This window comes from Pseudomonas sp. PVC-5-1 (assembly GCF_057444345.1).
Window position 1 is genome coordinate 481,301 of sequence record NZ_CM172024.1, and the last position, 13,700, is coordinate 495,000.

The 13,700-nt window shown below is 63.3% G+C and carries 16 protein-coding genes (1 of these 16 cut by a window edge); 7 read left to right on the forward strand and 9 right to left on the reverse strand.

Translation table 11 applies throughout. The features are described from left to right. From trpD to AC2T3R_RS02080, 3 genes are all read left to right on the forward strand, one after another. Complete coding sequence (gene trpD / locus AC2T3R_RS02070; RefSeq protein ID WP_013970609.1) at positions 1–1,050, forward strand: anthranilate phosphoribosyltransferase; 1,050 nt, start codon at positions 1–3, stop codon at positions 1,048–1,050. Further along, positions 1,047–1,880 carry an indole-3-glycerol phosphate synthase TrpC gene (trpC, locus tag AC2T3R_RS02075; RefSeq protein ID WP_410952080.1) on the forward strand — a complete coding sequence of 278 codons (834 nt, stop codon included), beginning with the start codon at positions 1,047–1,049 and terminating at the stop codon, positions 1,878–1,880. Before trpD ends, trpC begins: the two co-directional genes overlap by 4 nt. A 183-nt stretch (positions 1,881–2,063) precedes the next feature. Continuing rightward, the gene (locus AC2T3R_RS02080; RefSeq protein WP_410952079.1) at positions 2,064–2,768 is read left to right on the forward strand and encodes a lipoate--protein ligase family protein; all 705 of its coding nucleotides are present in this window, start codon (positions 2,064–2,066) and stop codon (positions 2,766–2,768) included. Here AC2T3R_RS02080 and crp read toward each other — a convergent pair. Beyond that, positions 2,765–3,409: a cAMP-activated global transcriptional regulator CRP gene (gene crp, locus AC2T3R_RS02085; protein ID WP_012270218.1), complete on the reverse strand. Its 645-nt coding sequence runs from the start codon at positions 3,407–3,409 to the stop codon at positions 2,765–2,767. The genes AC2T3R_RS02080 and crp overlap by 4 nt on opposite strands. Before the next feature lie 191 nt (positions 3,410–3,600). Here crp and AC2T3R_RS02090 point away from each other — a divergent pair, with 191 nt between their 5' ends. Next, positions 3,601–4,023, forward strand: coding sequence for an OsmC family protein (locus tag AC2T3R_RS02090; protein WP_410952078.1), 423 nt, complete (start codon positions 3,601–3,603; stop codon positions 4,021–4,023). Positions 4,024–4,161: 138 nt separating this feature from the next. On the opposite strand, the gene AC2T3R_RS02095 is transcribed toward AC2T3R_RS02090, so the two are convergent. From AC2T3R_RS02095 to hemJ, 6 genes are all read right to left on the reverse strand, one after another. Beyond that, positions 4,162–5,202, reverse strand: coding sequence for a hypothetical protein (locus AC2T3R_RS02095; protein ID WP_015268737.1), 1,041 nt, complete (start codon positions 5,200–5,202; stop codon positions 4,162–4,164). 10 nt (positions 5,203–5,212) lie between these two features. After that, entirely contained in the window at positions 5,213–5,860 is a 648-nt protein-coding gene (gene coq7 / locus AC2T3R_RS02100; RefSeq protein ID WP_003258825.1) for a 2-polyprenyl-3-methyl-6-methoxy-1,4-benzoquinone monooxygenase, read from the reverse strand. A gap of 65 nt (positions 5,861–5,925) precedes the next feature. Beyond that, on the reverse strand, positions 5,926–6,264 hold the full coding sequence (locus AC2T3R_RS02105; RefSeq protein WP_085705561.1) for a histidine triad nucleotide-binding protein: 339 nt from the start codon (positions 6,262–6,264) through the stop codon (positions 5,926–5,928). A gap of 63 nt (positions 6,265–6,327) precedes the next feature. Then, positions 6,328–7,110 (reverse strand): SDR family NAD(P)-dependent oxidoreductase, encoded by a 783-nt coding sequence (locus AC2T3R_RS02110; RefSeq protein WP_085618970.1) that lies wholly within the window; start codon positions 7,108–7,110, stop codon positions 6,328–6,330. A gap of 67 nt (positions 7,111–7,177) precedes the next feature. Further along, on the reverse strand, positions 7,178–8,134 hold the full coding sequence (locus AC2T3R_RS02115) for an NAD(P)H-dependent flavin oxidoreductase (protein ID WP_410952077.1): 957 nt from the start codon (positions 8,132–8,134) through the stop codon (positions 7,178–7,180). A gap of 28 nt (positions 8,135–8,162) precedes the next feature. After that, entirely contained in the window at positions 8,163–8,588 is a 426-nt protein-coding gene (gene hemJ / locus AC2T3R_RS02120) for a protoporphyrinogen oxidase HemJ (protein ID WP_486744586.1), read from the reverse strand. 141 nt (positions 8,589–8,729) lie between these two features. Here hemJ and argC point away from each other — a divergent pair, with 141 nt between their 5' ends. Continuing rightward, entirely contained in the window at positions 8,730–9,764 is a 1,035-nt protein-coding gene (gene argC, locus AC2T3R_RS02125) for an N-acetyl-gamma-glutamyl-phosphate reductase (RefSeq protein WP_025337480.1), read from the forward strand. A gap of 146 nt (positions 9,765–9,910) precedes the next feature. Further along, positions 9,911–10,261 carry an iron-sulfur cluster insertion protein ErpA gene (gene erpA / locus AC2T3R_RS02130; RefSeq protein WP_015268740.1) on the forward strand — a complete coding sequence of 117 codons (351 nt, stop codon included), beginning with the start codon at positions 9,911–9,913 and terminating at the stop codon, positions 10,259–10,261. A 59-nt stretch (positions 10,262–10,320) separates the two neighbouring features. On the opposite strand, the gene AC2T3R_RS02135 is transcribed toward erpA, so the two are convergent. Both AC2T3R_RS02135 and AC2T3R_RS02140 read right to left on the reverse strand, forming a co-directional pair. After that, positions 10,321–11,412: an anhydro-N-acetylmuramic acid kinase gene (locus tag AC2T3R_RS02135; RefSeq protein WP_486744587.1), complete on the reverse strand. Its 1,092-nt coding sequence runs from the start codon at positions 11,410–11,412 to the stop codon at positions 10,321–10,323. Positions 11,413–11,416: 4 nt separating this feature from the next. After that, on the reverse strand, positions 11,417–12,838 hold the full coding sequence (locus AC2T3R_RS02140; protein ID WP_015268742.1) for a peptidoglycan DD-metalloendopeptidase family protein: 1,422 nt from the start codon (positions 12,836–12,838) through the stop codon (positions 11,417–11,419). A 213-nt stretch (positions 12,839–13,051) separates the two neighbouring features. Here AC2T3R_RS02140 and tyrS point away from each other — a divergent pair, with 213 nt between their 5' ends. Then, positions 13,052–13,700, forward strand: the 5' portion of a protein-coding gene (gene tyrS / locus AC2T3R_RS02145) for a tyrosine--tRNA ligase (protein ID WP_486744588.1). Its footprint extends 551 nt past the window's final position; only the first 649 of its 1,200 coding nucleotides appear in the window; it begins with the start codon at positions 13,052–13,054; the stop codon falls past the right edge of the window.

Genomic DNA, 13,700 nt, shown 5'->3' on the forward strand with positions numbered 1-13,700 from the left:
ATGGATATCAAGAGTGCGTTGAGCCGTATCGTCGGCCAGCTGGACCTTTCAACCGAAGAAATGCGCGACGTCATGCGCCAGATCATGACCGGCCAGTGCAGCGAAGCGCAGATCGGCGCCTTCCTGATGGGCATGCGCATGAAGAGCGAAAGCATCGACGAGATCGTCGGTGCGGTGTCGGTGATGCGCGAGCTGGCTGACAAGGTCGAACTGCAAAGCCTCGATGGCGTGGTCGATATCGTTGGTACCGGCGGTGATGGCGCCAACATCTTCAACGTGTCCACCGCCTCGTCGTTTGTCCTGGCGGCGGCAGGTTGCACTGTGGCCAAGCATGGTAACCGGGCGGTGTCGGGCAAGAGCGGCAGTGCCGACCTGCTGGAAGCCGCCGGCATCTACTTGAACCTGACGCCCACCCAGGTAGCCCGCTGCATCGACAGCCTGGGCATCGGCTTCATGTTCGCGCAAAGCCATCATTCGGCCATGAAGCACGCAGCCGGCCCGCGTCGCGACCTGGGGCTGCGCACCCTGTTCAACATGCTCGGCCCGCTTACGAACCCGGCCGGGGTGAAGCACCAGGTGGTCGGTGTATTCGCCCAGACCCTATGCCGCCCGTTGGCTGAAGTGCTGCAGCGCCTGGGCAGCAAGCACGTGCTGGTGGTGCACTCGAAAGACGGCCTGGACGAGTTCAGCCTGGCTGCACCGACCTTCGTCGCCGAACTGAAGAATGGCGAAATCACCGAATACTGGGTAGAGCCGGAAGACCTAGGCATGAAGAGCCAGAGCCTGCACGGCCTGGCCGTCGAGAACCCGCAGGCGTCGCTGGAGCTGATCCGCGATGCACTGGGCCGACGCAAGACCGAAAACGGCCAGAAGGCCGCCGAGATGATCGTGCTCAATGCGGGCGCGGCGCTGTATGCCGCTGACCATGCCATGAGCCTGAAAGCCGGTGTGGAACTGGCCCACGACGTACTGCACACCGGGCTGGCCTGGGAGAAGCTGCAGGAGCTGGGTGCCTTTACTGCAGTATTCAAGGTGGAGAACGAAGCATGAGTGTGCCGACGGTGCTGGAAAGGATCATTGCCCGCAAGTTTCAGGAAGTGGCCGAGCGCAGCGCGCGCGTCAGCCTCGCCGAACTGGAGGCCCTGGCCAAGGCTGCCGACGCCCCGCGTGGCTTTGCCAAGGCCCTGATCGAGCAAGCCGCGCGCAAGCAGCCGGCGGTGATTGCCGAAATCAAGAAAGCCTCGCCGAGCAAGGGCGTGATTCGCGAGCATTTCGTGCCGGCGGAAATCGCCGTCAGCTACGAGAAGGGCGGGGCGACTTGCCTGTCGGTGCTGACCGATGTGGACTACTTCCAGGGCGCCGACGAGTACCTGCAGCAGGCCCGCGCGGCGGTGTCGCTGCCGGTGATCCGCAAGGACTTCATGGTCGACCCGTACCAGATCGTCGAGGCCCGGGCCCTGGGCGCGGACTGTGTACTGCTGATCGTGTCGGCGCTGGATGACGTGAAGATGGCCGAACTGGCGGCCACGGCCAAGGATGTCGGCCTCGACGTGCTGGTGGAAGTGCACGACGGCGATGAGCTGGAGCGCGCGTTGAAAACCCTGGATACACCGCTGGTGGGGGTGAACAACCGCAACCTGCACACCTTCGAGGTCAGCCTGGAAACCACCCTCGACCTGCTGCCGCGTATTCCGCGTGATCGCCTGGCGATTACCGAGAGCGGCATCTTGAACCGGGCCGATGTGGAGCTGATGGCGATCAATGAGGTCTACTCCTTCCTGGTCGGTGAGGCGTTCATGCGCGCCGAGCAGCCGGGGCTGGAGCTGCAGCGGTTGTTCTTCCCGGAACAGGTGAAGAAGACTGTTCAGCAACTGGACTGATCAAATGAAGCCGGCGTTATTGCCGGCTTTTTTGTATGTCTGTAATGGCCCCTTCGCGGCGGTCGGACGCTTCGGCTCGCCCGCTCCCACAGGTTTTCCATCACCCTCGGGGTCTGTGGTAATCCCTGTGGGAGCGGGCGTGCCCGCGAAGAGGCCCTGAATAACAACATCAAAGGTGGATCAATGACCGATCAACCCCTGGCCCTGACCGTAGAACAAGGCCTGCACGCCGAACAGGAATTGCTGGCCGCCGTCTGCCGCGGGGAGTGCGACAGTGGCGTGCTGTTCTGGCGCCCGACCGACCACGCCCTGGTCATGCCCCGGCGCATGAGCCGTCTGGACAATTTCGAAGCCGCCTGCGCGGAGCTGGCGATTGCCGGCTGGCCGGTGCTGCTGCGCGAAACCGGCGGCGAACCGGTGCCGCAGTCACACTCCACGGTGAACGTAGCCCTGGTCTATGTTGCCCCCCGCAGCGAAGGAGACCACGGCCGTATCGAAAACGCCTACGAGCGCTTGTGCCTGCCGCTATGCGACGTGCTGCGCGAGTGGGGCGGGGTGGCGTCGGTGGGCGAAATCGACGGTGCCTTCTGCGATGGCCGCTACAACGTCAACCTCAATGGCCGCAAACTGGTGGGCACCGCCCAGCGCTGGCGCCAGGGGCTGGGTGGAAAGCGCCCGGTGGTGCTGGTGCACGGTGCGCTGCTGCTGGACAACGAGCGTGATTCGATGGTGGCTGCGGTCAACCGCTTCAATGAGTGCTGCGAACTGGAGCAGCGCTGCCGCGCCGATGCGCACATCGCCCTGCACGAAGTGGCGCCCGCGGCCCCATGGTTCGAGCGGCTGTCGCAGGCCTATGCCAAGGTGCTGACCGACCTGCCCAGAGACTAGCGGGTACCGTAGACCACCATGGTCTTGCCTTTGACCTGCACCAGGCTGCGTTCCTCAAGGTCCTTGAGGACGCGGCCGACCATTTCCCTCGAGCATCCTACGATGCGGCCGATTTCCTGACGGGTGATCTTGATCTGCATGCCATCGGGGTGGGTCATGGCGTCGGGTTGCTTGCACAGCTCCAGCAGGCAACGTGCGACACGCCCGGTAACGTCGAAGAACGCCAGGTCGCCGACCTTGCGCGTGGTGTTGCGCAGGCGCTGGGCCATCTGGCTGCCCAAGGCATAAAGGATTTCCGGGTCTTGGCGCGCGAGTTCGCGAAATTTCTCATAACTGATTTCGGCCACTTCGCATTCGGTCTTGGCGCGCACCCAGGCACTGCGCTGCTGTTCACCTTCGACTGGTTCGAACAGGCCCAGCTCGCCGAAGAAGTCGCCATTGTTGAGGTAGGCGATGATCATTTCATGGCCGTCATCGTCCTCGATGAGGATGGTGACCGAACCCTTGATGATGAACGACAGTGTCTCGGCCCGGTCGCCGGCGCAGATGATGTTGCTTTTTGCGGTATAGCGACGGCGCTGGCAGTGCACCAGCAGCTTGTCGATGTTCTTGATCTTGGCGGGTAGGGCGGAAGCAACCATCACGAAATCCTGTTCGATATGACGCATAGGCTTTTTATAAAGGTCGGCTGGCGGAACGCGCCAGTCATTTGGCGCCAGCTTATCAGACACTACAGGATGTTTCGGTACTAAACCGACACGACTCGTGCTTTTCCCACAGCCGTACAAGGTCTAAGCTGACACCCTTTTCCGAAAATCAGGAGTCCGGGTAGATGAAGGCACGTATCCAGTGGGCCGGTGAGGCGATGTTCCTCGGCGAATCGGGGAGCGGCCATGTCGTCGTGATGGACGGCCCGCCCGATGCCGGTGGCCGTAACCTGGGCGTGCGCCCGATGGAGATGCTGCTGCTGGGCCTGGGTGGCTGCAGCAGCTTTGACGTGGTCAGCATCCTGAAGAAGTCGCGCCAGGCGGTGGAAAGCTGCGAGGCGTTCCTGGAGGCCGAGCGTGCCAGCGAAGACCCGAAGGTGTTTACCAAGATCCACATGAACTTCGTGGTGAAGGGGCGTGGGCTGAAGGAAGCCCAGGTCAAGCGTGCGGTGGAGCTGTCGGCGGAGAAGTATTGCTCGGCTTCGATCATGCTCGAGCGTGCCGGGGTTGAGATTACCCACGGGTACGAGATTGTAGAGCTGGGTTGAACAGCAAATTTTGGGGGCTGCGTTGCAGCCCATCGCCGGCAAGCCAGCTCCCACAGGTATAGCACATGGCTTGAGGTCAATGCGGTCGAGGTGGGAGCTGGCTTGCCGGCGATGGGGCGCAGAGCGGCCCCAACAATTTCAGCTGCGAAGCGCCGGCAGCGCAGCCCGCACCCATCCCGGCAAACAATCGCGCATCACCCGGCTCAACCGCTCCCGCCGCTTCTGGTAAACCAGCCCCAGCCCGATAACCCCCAGCCCGATCAGGGTCACCACCACCGGGAACAGCAGCGAGTCGGCAAACACCTCGTACGACAGGTACCCCAGGTAAGCCGCCACACCCAACGCCCCGAACACCATGAACACCGGCCGGCGCAACAGCACCGCCATACCCATCAGGGCAATATTGATCAGGCAGTACAGGGCCTTGCCCAACTCACTGCCGCTGTCCACCAGCGTCAGCCCGCCCCAGAATGCCGCCAGCCCGGCCAGGTAGCCCCAGTGGGCATAGTCTTCGCGGGTGCGGCCGTCCACACCAACAAAAAACACCAGCAAGCCCAGACCGAACCACAGCGAAACCTCGCGGCGCTGTTCCCAGCTGAATGGCGAGCCGAAGAACCATTCGCTCAAGTCCATTGACATGAACCACAGGGCGACGGCAATCGGCATGACGATAAACGGGTAGGGGATCAGCCTCAGCATCAACAGCCCGGCAAGTACCGTGGCTGCTTCCATTGCCAGCCAGCCGCCCTGCACGTAGGTGTAGTACTGGTGATAGTTCGCCTGCGCATCATCCATTGGCCACCAGCCGACCAGCCGTTCGATGGCGAACACCGCCAACGGCACGATGCTGACCGCCACCGCCGCCAGCACCCCGGCCGCGACGGGCTGTACGCGCCGTTGCAGGTTAACGGCGAACAGTGTGAGCAGCAGAATATAGAGGCTGGCGATGAGCAGCAGCGCCCAGTCGCCGATGCGCATCCAGGCTTCGGTGAGCAACCAGCCCATGGCTGCCATGATCAGCATGGCGCCGAAGTAGAACGCGACATGGGCCAGCTGGAAGCTGCCACGCTGTGCTGGTCGCTGGCGCAGGAACGCCAGCAGGGCCTGGTCCTGGCCCGGCTGGAGAATGCCGGCTTGCACGGCGCGCGCCAGGTCCTTGGCGTCGAAACGGTCCGTCATGGTGATGCCTTCAGATACGGTAGGTACTCTTGGTCATGACTTTGGCCAACAGGCTCATGCCAAAACGGACTGGGGCAGGGAAGCGATAACCGCCGGCTTCCAGTGCAGACTCGGCGTGCTGTTCCTCGTCGACGCGCATCTGTTCGAGGATGGCCCGGGACTTTTCGTCTTCCTGCGGAATCTGCTCCAGGTGCTCGTCGAGGTGCTTGCACACCTGATGCTCGGTGGCGGCGACGAAGCCAAGGCTGACCTTGTCGCTGACCAGCCCGGCGAGTGCACCGATACCGAACGACATGCCGTAGAACAACGGGTTGAGCACGCTGGGGTGGCTGTTCAGTTGGCGAATGCGCTGTTCGCACCAGGCCAGGTGGTCCACTTCTTCCTCGGCGGCGTGTTCCATGGCCTTGCGCACTTCGGGCAGCTTGGCGGTCAGGGCCTGGCCCTGGTACAGCGCCTGGGCGCAGACTTCACCGGTGTGGTTGATACGCATCAACCCGGCAACATGGCGGGCCTGCTGTTCGTCAAGGTCGACGTCCGGCTGGACGATGGCCGGCGAAGGGCGGGCGGGTTGGCCGCTGAAGGGCAGCAAGGTGCGCATGGCGGTATCGGCCTGCAGCAACAAGCGGTCGAGCGGCGAGTAGTGACGTTCGGTAGCCATCGGGCACCTCCGCAAGAATGTGCCCGACAGTTTACCGCAATAGTGGCAGGGTCGCTTGCCGTGGATCAGCCCGGTGGCCAGTGCATCTGGCGCTGGCCAAGCACGTGCATGTGGATGTGGTAGACGGTCTGGCCGCCTTTCGGGTTGCAGTTCATGACCACGCGGAAGCCTTCCTCGCAGCCTTGCTCGACGGCCAGGCGCTGGGCGGTGAACAGGAGGTGGCCAGCCAGGGCCTTGTCCTCTTCGGTCAGGTCATTGAGGGTACGGATGTGCTTTTTCGGGATGACCAGAAAATGTACTGGTGCCGCAGGGGCAATGTCCTTGAAGGCCAGGATCTGGTCATCTTCATAGATGATATCCGCCGGTATTTCCCGGTTGATGATTTTGAGGAATAGATCGTCCACAGCACTAACTCCATGGTGAGGGTCGGGCCGAGTGTACTCAGCCGGGCGCCGCTCGCCCAGTGGCTATTCCATGCCGACCGGGCAATAGCGGCGGTGGATGGCCCCGGCCAGCTTGCGCACCAGCCAACGCGGCAGCAGGCGCGGGGCGAACGCCAGCCAGCGATTACGCCGGCCGGGCAGTATCAGTGCGCGGTTCTTGTCCAGCGCGCGCACGGTGTACAGCGCCACTTCCTCAGGGCTGAGGCAGCGTGGCTTGCCATCCAGCCGCGGAATGCGTCGGCGCGAGGAGCGCACCGGGCCGGGGCACAGTACCGAAACCTTGATGCCGGTGCGCTTGAGTTCTTCACGCAAGGCCTGGGAGAAGCTCAGTACATAGGCCTTGCTAGCGGCATAGGCGGCCATCCACGGGCCAGGCGCCACCCCGGCCAGGCCCGCGACATTGAGGATCTGTCCGCCGCCCTGCACGGCCATCAGGTTACCGATGGCGTGGCACAGGCGGCTCAGGGCCAGCACGTTGACTTCCAGCAAGTCCTGCTCGTCCGCCCACTCATGGGCCAGGAATGGCCCGTAGGTGCGCAGGCCGGCACAATTGACCAGCAGGTCTATACGTCGCTCGCCTTCCTCCAGTTCAAGCACGAAGCCTGACAGGCGTAACGGTTGGCTGAGATCGCAGGCGCGGAATAGCACCTCGACACCGAAGCGTTGGGTCAGTTCGATGGCCACCGGCTCCAGCGTTTCACGCTGGCGAGCCACCAGGATCAGGTTGCGCCCGCGCCGCGCCAGGGCTTCCGCCAGGGCGAGGCCCAGGCCGCTGGAAGCACCAGTGATCATGGCGTAACGGGTCATGCAAGGCTCCTGGGGGCTGAAGAGGGCGCCTAGTGTACAGCTTGGCCAGTCAAGGTGTTGCCTTTTGCTACAAGGTACGGGCGCGCAGGGCCTGGCAGCGTTCCAGGGCGTCCCGGTACTCGTCATGCAGCCGTCCGATCAGCGCGCTGGCGCTGGGCAGGTCGTCTATACCGCCGACCCCCTGGCCCGCCGACCACACGGTCTTCCAGGCCTTGGCTTCGTCGTCGATCGGCTTGAGCTTGCCTTGCTCATGGCCGCCCTTGATGGCGTTCATGTCATAGCCGGCCTGTTCCAGGCTCGGGCGCAGGAAGCTGGCGGGGACGCCGGACACCGCCGGGGTGTGGACGATGTCGGCGGCATGGGAATCGAGCAGCATCTGCTTGTAGGCGCTCGGGGCCTGGCTTTCTGCGGTGGCGATGAAGCGGGTGCCCATGTACGCAAGGTCCGCACCCAGCATTTGCGCGGCGAGGATCTCGTGGCCGTGGTTGAGGCAACCGGCCAGCAGCAGGGTCTTGTCGAAGAACTGGCGGATCTCCGCGGCCAGGGCGAACGGGCTCCAGGTGCCCGCATGGCCGCCTGCGCCTGCAGCAACGGCGATCAGGCCATCGACACCGGCTTCGGCGGCTTTCTCGGCATGGCGGCGGGTGGTGACATCGTGGAACACCAGGCCACCGTAGCCATGCACGGCATCGACCACTTCCTTCACCGCGCCGAGGCTGGTGATGACGATCGGCACGCGGTGTTCCACGCACAACGCCAAGTCGGCCTGCAGGCGCGGGTTGGTCGGGTGGACGATCAGGTTGACGGCATAGGGTGCTGGCGCCTGCAGCTGTGCCAGGCCTGCCTCTATTTCCTCCAGCCAGGCCTTGAAGCCGGTGCTGTCGCGCTGGTTCAGGGCCGGGAAGCTGCCGACCACGCCGCTGGAGCAGCAGGCCAGTACCAGCCTGGGGTTGGAGATCAGGAACATCGGTGCGGCAACCACGGGCAGGCGCAGGCGTTGTTCGAGGGAGGCAGGTAACGACATGGCAAGGCTCCTTGAGCGGGTGGCTATGTCAGAACGGTTTGACCACCACCAGAATTACGATACACAGCAGGAACAGCACGGGCACTTCGTTGAACCAGCGATAGTAGACGTGGCTGCGGGTGTTGCTGCCGCTGGCGAAGCGCTTGCGCTGGGCGCCGCACATGTGATGGTAGACGGTCAGCAGGATGACCAGGGTCAGCTTGGCATGCAGCCAGCCCTGGCTGAGCCAGCCGGGCGTGAGATAGAGCATCCACGCGCCGAACACGTAGGTGGCGATCATCGCCGGGTTCATGATGCCGCGAAACAGCTTGCGCTCCATGGTCACGAAGCGTTCCTGGCTGATGCTGTCCTGGCTTTGGGCGTGGTAGACGAACAGCCGCGGCAGGTAGAACAGGCCGGCGAACCAGCAGACCACGCTGACGATATGCAGCGCTTTGATCCATAGGTAAAGCATGGGGGAGTTCCTTCAGGTATTCACGGTCGTCAGATAGTAGTGGTCAAGCGCCCGAAGGGTCACCCGAAGAGTTGTTACAGGCGCCTTGCGCCCCTATTATCGTGCGCTTTCCAGACGGCTCGTTGATAAGGGGCAAGCGTTATGATCAAGGTCGGTATCGTCGGCGGCACGGGTTACACCGGCGTCGAACTGTTGCGTCTGCTGGCACAGCATCCACAGGCCGAAGTGGCGGTCATCACTTCGCGCTCCGAGGCGGGCGTTGCAGTGGCGGACATGTACCCGAACCTGCGCGGCCACTATGACGGGCTGGCGTTCAGCGTGCCGGACAGCAAGACCCTGGCCGCCTGCGACGTGGTGTTCTTCGCCACCCCGCACGGTGTTGCCCACGCCCTGGCTGGCGAACTGCTGGCGGCCGGTACCAAGGTGATCGACCTGTCGGCCGATTTCCGCCTGCAGGACGCTGCCGAGTGGGGCAAGTGGTACGGCCAGCCGCACGGTGCGCCAGAGCTTCTCAAGGACGCGGTATACGGCCTGCCTGAAGTCAACCGCGAGAAGATTCGCCAGGCGCGCCTGATCGCTGTGCCGGGTTGCTACCCGACCGCCACCCAACTGGGCTTCCTGCCGCTGCTGGAAGCTGGCCTGGCCGACCCGTCGCGCCTGATCGCCGACTGCAAGTCGGGTGTCAGCGGCGCTGGCCGTGGTGCGGCGGTGGGCTCGCTGTTCTGCGAGGCCGGCGAAAGCATGAAAGCCTACGCAGTGAAGGGCCATCGCCACCTGCCGGAAATCAGCCAGGGCCTGCGCCTGGCCGCTGGCAAGGATATCGGCCTGACTTTCGTGCCGCACCTGACGCCAATGATCCGTGGTATCCATGCAACCCTGTACGCTACCGTCGCCGACACCTCGGTCGACCTGCAGGCGCTGTTCGAGAAGCGTTACGCCGATGAACCGTTCGTCGACGTGATGCCGGCTGGCAGCCACCCGGAAACCCGCAGTGTGCGCGGCGCCAACGTCTGCCGCATTGCCGTTCATCGCCCGCAAGGTGGTGACCTGGTGGTGGTGCTGTCGGTGATCGACAACCTGGTCAAGGGCGCGTCCGGCCAGGCGGTGCAGAACCTCAACATCCTGTTCGGCCTGGATGAGCGCATGGGCTTGTCACACGCGGGCCTGCTGCCGTAAGCCGCCAGCGTTCAAAAAGGCCCGCGTCGTGCGGGCCTTTTTGTAGGTCGCGACTAAAGCCGCACAATTCTTGACCGATTTTCTCGGGAAAGCGGATAATGCGCGTCATCGAGTTTTATGGCGGCTACCACGCCGGGAGAATCAACATGAGCGTCGAAACCTTCACCCCCACCGCTTTGGAATTCACCCACGGCGCTGCGCAAAAGGTGAAGAACCTGGTTTCCGAGGAAGGCAACGATCGTCTGAAGCTGCGCGTGTTCGTCACCGGTGGCGGCTGCTCGGGCTTCCAGTATGGCTTCACCTTCGATGAGGACGTGGCCGAAGACGACACCATCGTCGAGCGCGAAGGTGTTTCCCTTGTGGTCGACCCGATGAGCTTCCAGTACCTGGCCGGCGCCGAGGTGGATTACCAGGAAGGCCTGGAAGGCTCGCGTTTCGTGATCAAGAACCCGAACGCTGCCACCACCTGTGGCTGCGGCTCCTCGTTCTCGATCTGAGGCCTGGCCATACGAAAACGCCGCGCAATTGCGCGGCGTTTTGCTTTCTGGCGTAACGTTCAGGCCGGGTAGATTGCGCCGAGTACGCGCAGGCCCTTGGCCGCTGTCACGCTAGGGCGATTGGCAGCGATGCCTTCCAGGCAGCAGTGGGCCAGCCAGGCGAAGGCCATTGCTTCGACCCAGTCCGGGTCCACGCCATGGGCGCCGGTGCTGGCGACACGGGCGTCGGGCAGCAACTGGCCAAGGCGTGCCATCAGGGCGCCGTTGCGCGCACCGCCACCGCAGACCAGCAGCGCTTCGGTGCCTTGCTGGGCGTTGCTCAACGAGTCGATGATGCTGCGTGCGGTCAGTTCCAGCAAAGTTGCCTGTACGTCCTCGTCGCGGTAAGCGGGCAGGCGGGCCAGGTGACCTTCCAGCCAGGACAGGTTGAATACTTCGCGACCGGTGCTCTTCGGGCCGATTCCGGCGAAGAACGGGTCGGCCAGCAGTGCGCTGAGCAAGTCGGCTTGCACCAAGCCCGAGGCAGCCCAAGCCCCATCCGCATCGTAGGCCTGGCCGCGCTTGCGTTCGATCCAGGCATCCAGCAGCACGTTGCCCGGGCCGCAGTCGAAGCCGTGGACTGGCTTGTCGTGTTCGATCAGGCTGAGGTTGCTGAAGCCGCCCACGTTGAGAATTGCCAGGCGCTGGCCCAGATGGCTGAACAGGGTTTCATGGAAGGCCGGCACCAGTGGCGCACCTTGTCCGCCGGCGGCCACATCGCGGCGGCGGAAGTCGGCTACCACGCTGATACCGGTAAGCTCGGCCAGCAGCGCCGGGTTGCCGATTTGCACGGTAAAGCCGCGTGCAGGTTCGTGGCGAATGGTCTGGCCGTGGCTGCCGATGGCGCGGATGGCTCCGGCCGGCAGTCCTTGCCTGGCCAGCAGATGGCAGATGCCTTCGCCTGCCAGGCTGGCCCAGCGGTTTTCCGCCAGTGCAGCGCGGGCGATCTCGTCAGGGCCGCTGCTGCAAAGGCCCAGCAGTTCCTGGCGCAGGTCGCCGGGCATGGGCAGGTAGTGGGTGGCGAGCAGTTCGAGCTGCTCGCCTTGTTCAATCAAGACAATGTCCAGGCCATCGAGGCTGGTGCCGGACATCACCCCCAAGTATAGCGCCATGTGCTTAGCGCTTGTTCGCTGCGAGCAGGGTGGCCTTTTCCTGATCCATGCGGGCGATCAAGGGCTGGCTCTGCTGCAGGAAACGCTGGCGTTCGTTCCTGGCAATCGGGTCGGCCATCGGCACTTTCTGGCTCAGCGGGTCAACGTGCACACCGTTGACCTGGAACTCGTAGTGCAGATGCGGTCCGGTGGACAAGCCGGTGGTACCGATGTAGCCGATGATCTGGCCCTGCTTGACCGAGCTGCCGGTCTTGATGCCCTTGGCAAAGCCCTGCATGTGGCCATACAGCGTCTTGTAGCGGTTGCCGTGCTGGATGATCACGGTATTGCCGTAACCACCGCGACGCCCGGCCAGTTCGATGCGGCCGTCACCGGCTGCCTTGATCGGAGTGCCGCGTGGGGCGGCGTAGTCGACGCCTTTGTGGGCACGGATCTTGTTCAGGATCGGATGCTTGCGGCCGGCAGAGAAGCGCGAGCTGATGCGGGCGAAGTCGACCGGGGTGCGGATGAATGCCTTGCGCAGGCTGTTGCCATCTGCGGTGTAGTAACTGGTGTTGCCCTGCTTGTTGGTATAGCGCACGGCGGTGTAGGTCTTGCCGCGGTTGGTGAAGCGCGCGGAGAGGATGTTGCCGGTACCGACGACCTTGCCGTCCATCACCTTCTGCTCGTAGACCACGTCGAATTCATCGCCCGGGCGGATGTCCTGGGCGAAATCGATGTCGTAACCCAGCACGCGAGCCATGTCCATGGTCATGCTGTGGGACAGGCCGGCACGTTGGGCCGAGGCCGACAGCGAGCTTTTGATCACGCCGTGGGCGTAGGCGGTACGCACAACCGGCTTGCTGATCTCGCGGTTGAAGGTATAGCCCTTGTCGGTCTTGGTCAGGCGAATGGTTTCGAGGTTGCTGACCTTGCTGTGCAGGCTGGCCAGCTGGCCGTCCTTGTCAAGCTCGAACTGCAGCACCTGACCATGCTTGAGCTGGCTGAACTGCTTGGCCTGCTTGTTGCTGGCCAGAAGGTCGTGCACCGCGTTGCTCGGCAGGCCGACCTTGGCGAACAGTGTGGACAGGGTGTCGCCACGGGCCACGGTGACTTCGCGGTGGCTGGGCTGCTTGGCAGCTTCGACGACCGGTTCGGCCGCAGGGGCTTCCTGCTCGGCCTTCTGGGTCTCGGGGGCGGCCTCTTCGATCTGGGCGAATGGTGAGCCTTGCTCACCTTCTGCCTGCACCAGGGGCGCAGCGCGGGATTCGTCCTTCAACTGCTCGGCAGGGCTCTCCAGCTCGAGGTTGAGGGTGGTTTTCTTGGCTTCCACTTCGCTGGAAGGAAACACCAGCAGGGCCAGGCTGAGCAGGGCGGCTATGCCGCTGGCGGCCAACAGATGGCTTTTCGGATAAAGCGGGGGCGCTTTAGGCGGTTCGTTGGTCATGGGCAAGGTGACTTTGAAAAAGGTGAAATGGAAAAGATGAATGACATGATGAAGATGAAATAACTGTATAAAATATAACCAAAACCATTTTCACGCAAGGGCGCGTAGACGCCGCAAGCCCGGGCTCGGGTCACATTCCTTTGCGAAACTTGTAATTGACGGCCGATCTTGTATGGTTGGCTCCCCCTGAATCTGAGCCTTGCGGGTTTGTCTATGAAGTCGGTTGAAGAGCAGCTGGCGCTTATCAAGCGCGGCGCGGAAGAAGTACTGGTCGAGTCGGAACTGGTGGAGAAGCTCAAGCGCGGCCAACCTCTGCGCATCAAGGCCGGCTTCGACCCGACCGCGCCTGACCTGCACCTTGGGCACACGGTGCTGATCAACAAGCTGCGCCAGTTCCAGGATCTGGGGCATCAGGTCATCTTCCTGATCGGTGACTTCACCGGCATGATCGGCGACCCGAGCGGCAAGAGCGCCACGCGCCCGCCGCTGACCCGCGAGCAGGTGCTGGAAAACGCCGAGACGTACAAGCAGCAGGTTTTCAAGATCCTTGACCCGGCCAAGACCGAGGTTGCATTCAACTCCACCTGGATGGACAAGCTGACCCCGGCCGACTTCATTCGCCTGGCGTCGCAGTACACCGTGGCGCGCATGCTCGAGCGCGATGACTTCGACAAGCGCTACACCACCAACCAGCCTATTGCCATCCACGAGTTCCTGTACCCGCTGGTGCAGGGCTATGACTCGGTGGCACTGAAGGCTGATATCGAACTCGGTGGCACTGACCAGAAGTTCAACCTGCTGATGGGGCGTGAACTGCAGCGCGCCTATGGCCAGGAGGCGCAGAACATCGTGACCATGCCGC

Coding starts and splice junctions, on each gene's coding strand:
- erpA (WP_015268740.1), top strand. CDS start 9,911: ATGAGCGTCGAAACCTTCACCCCCACCGCTTTGGAATTCACCCACGGC.
- AC2T3R_RS02115 (WP_410952077.1), bottom strand. CDS start 8,134: ATGTCGTTACCTGCCTCCCTCGAACAACGCCTGCGCCTGCCCGTGGTT.
- AC2T3R_RS02095 (WP_015268737.1), bottom strand. CDS start 5,202: ATGACGGACCGTTTCGACGCCAAGGACCTGGCGCGCGCCGTGCAAGCC.
- AC2T3R_RS02140 (WP_015268742.1), bottom strand. CDS start 12,838: ATGACCAACGAACCGCCTAAAGCGCCCCCGCTTTATCCGAAAAGCCAT.
- AC2T3R_RS02080 (WP_410952079.1), top strand. CDS start 2,064: ATGACCGATCAACCCCTGGCCCTGACCGTAGAACAAGGCCTGCACGCC.
- coq7 (WP_003258825.1), bottom strand. CDS start 5,860: ATGGCTACCGAACGTCACTACTCGCCGCTCGACCGCTTGTTGCTGCAG.
- trpC (WP_410952080.1), top strand. CDS start 1,047: ATGAGTGTGCCGACGGTGCTGGAAAGGATCATTGCCCGCAAGTTTCAG.
- trpD (WP_013970609.1), top strand. CDS start 1: ATGGATATCAAGAGTGCGTTGAGCCGTATCGTCGGCCAGCTGGACCTT.
- AC2T3R_RS02090 (WP_410952078.1), top strand. CDS start 3,601: ATGAAGGCACGTATCCAGTGGGCCGGTGAGGCGATGTTCCTCGGCGAA.
- AC2T3R_RS02110 (WP_085618970.1), bottom strand. CDS start 7,110: ATGACCCGTTACGCCATGATCACTGGTGCTTCCAGCGGCCTGGGCCTC.
- argC (WP_025337480.1), top strand. CDS start 8,730: ATGATCAAGGTCGGTATCGTCGGCGGCACGGGTTACACCGGCGTCGAA.
- AC2T3R_RS02135 (WP_486744587.1), bottom strand. CDS start 11,412: ATGGCGCTATACTTGGGGGTGATGTCCGGCACCAGCCTCGATGGCCTG.
- hemJ (WP_486744586.1), bottom strand. CDS start 8,588: ATGCTTTACCTATGGATCAAAGCGCTGCATATCGTCAGCGTGGTCTGC.
- crp (WP_012270218.1), bottom strand. CDS start 3,409: ATGGTTGCTTCCGCCCTACCCGCCAAGATCAAGAACATCGACAAGCTG.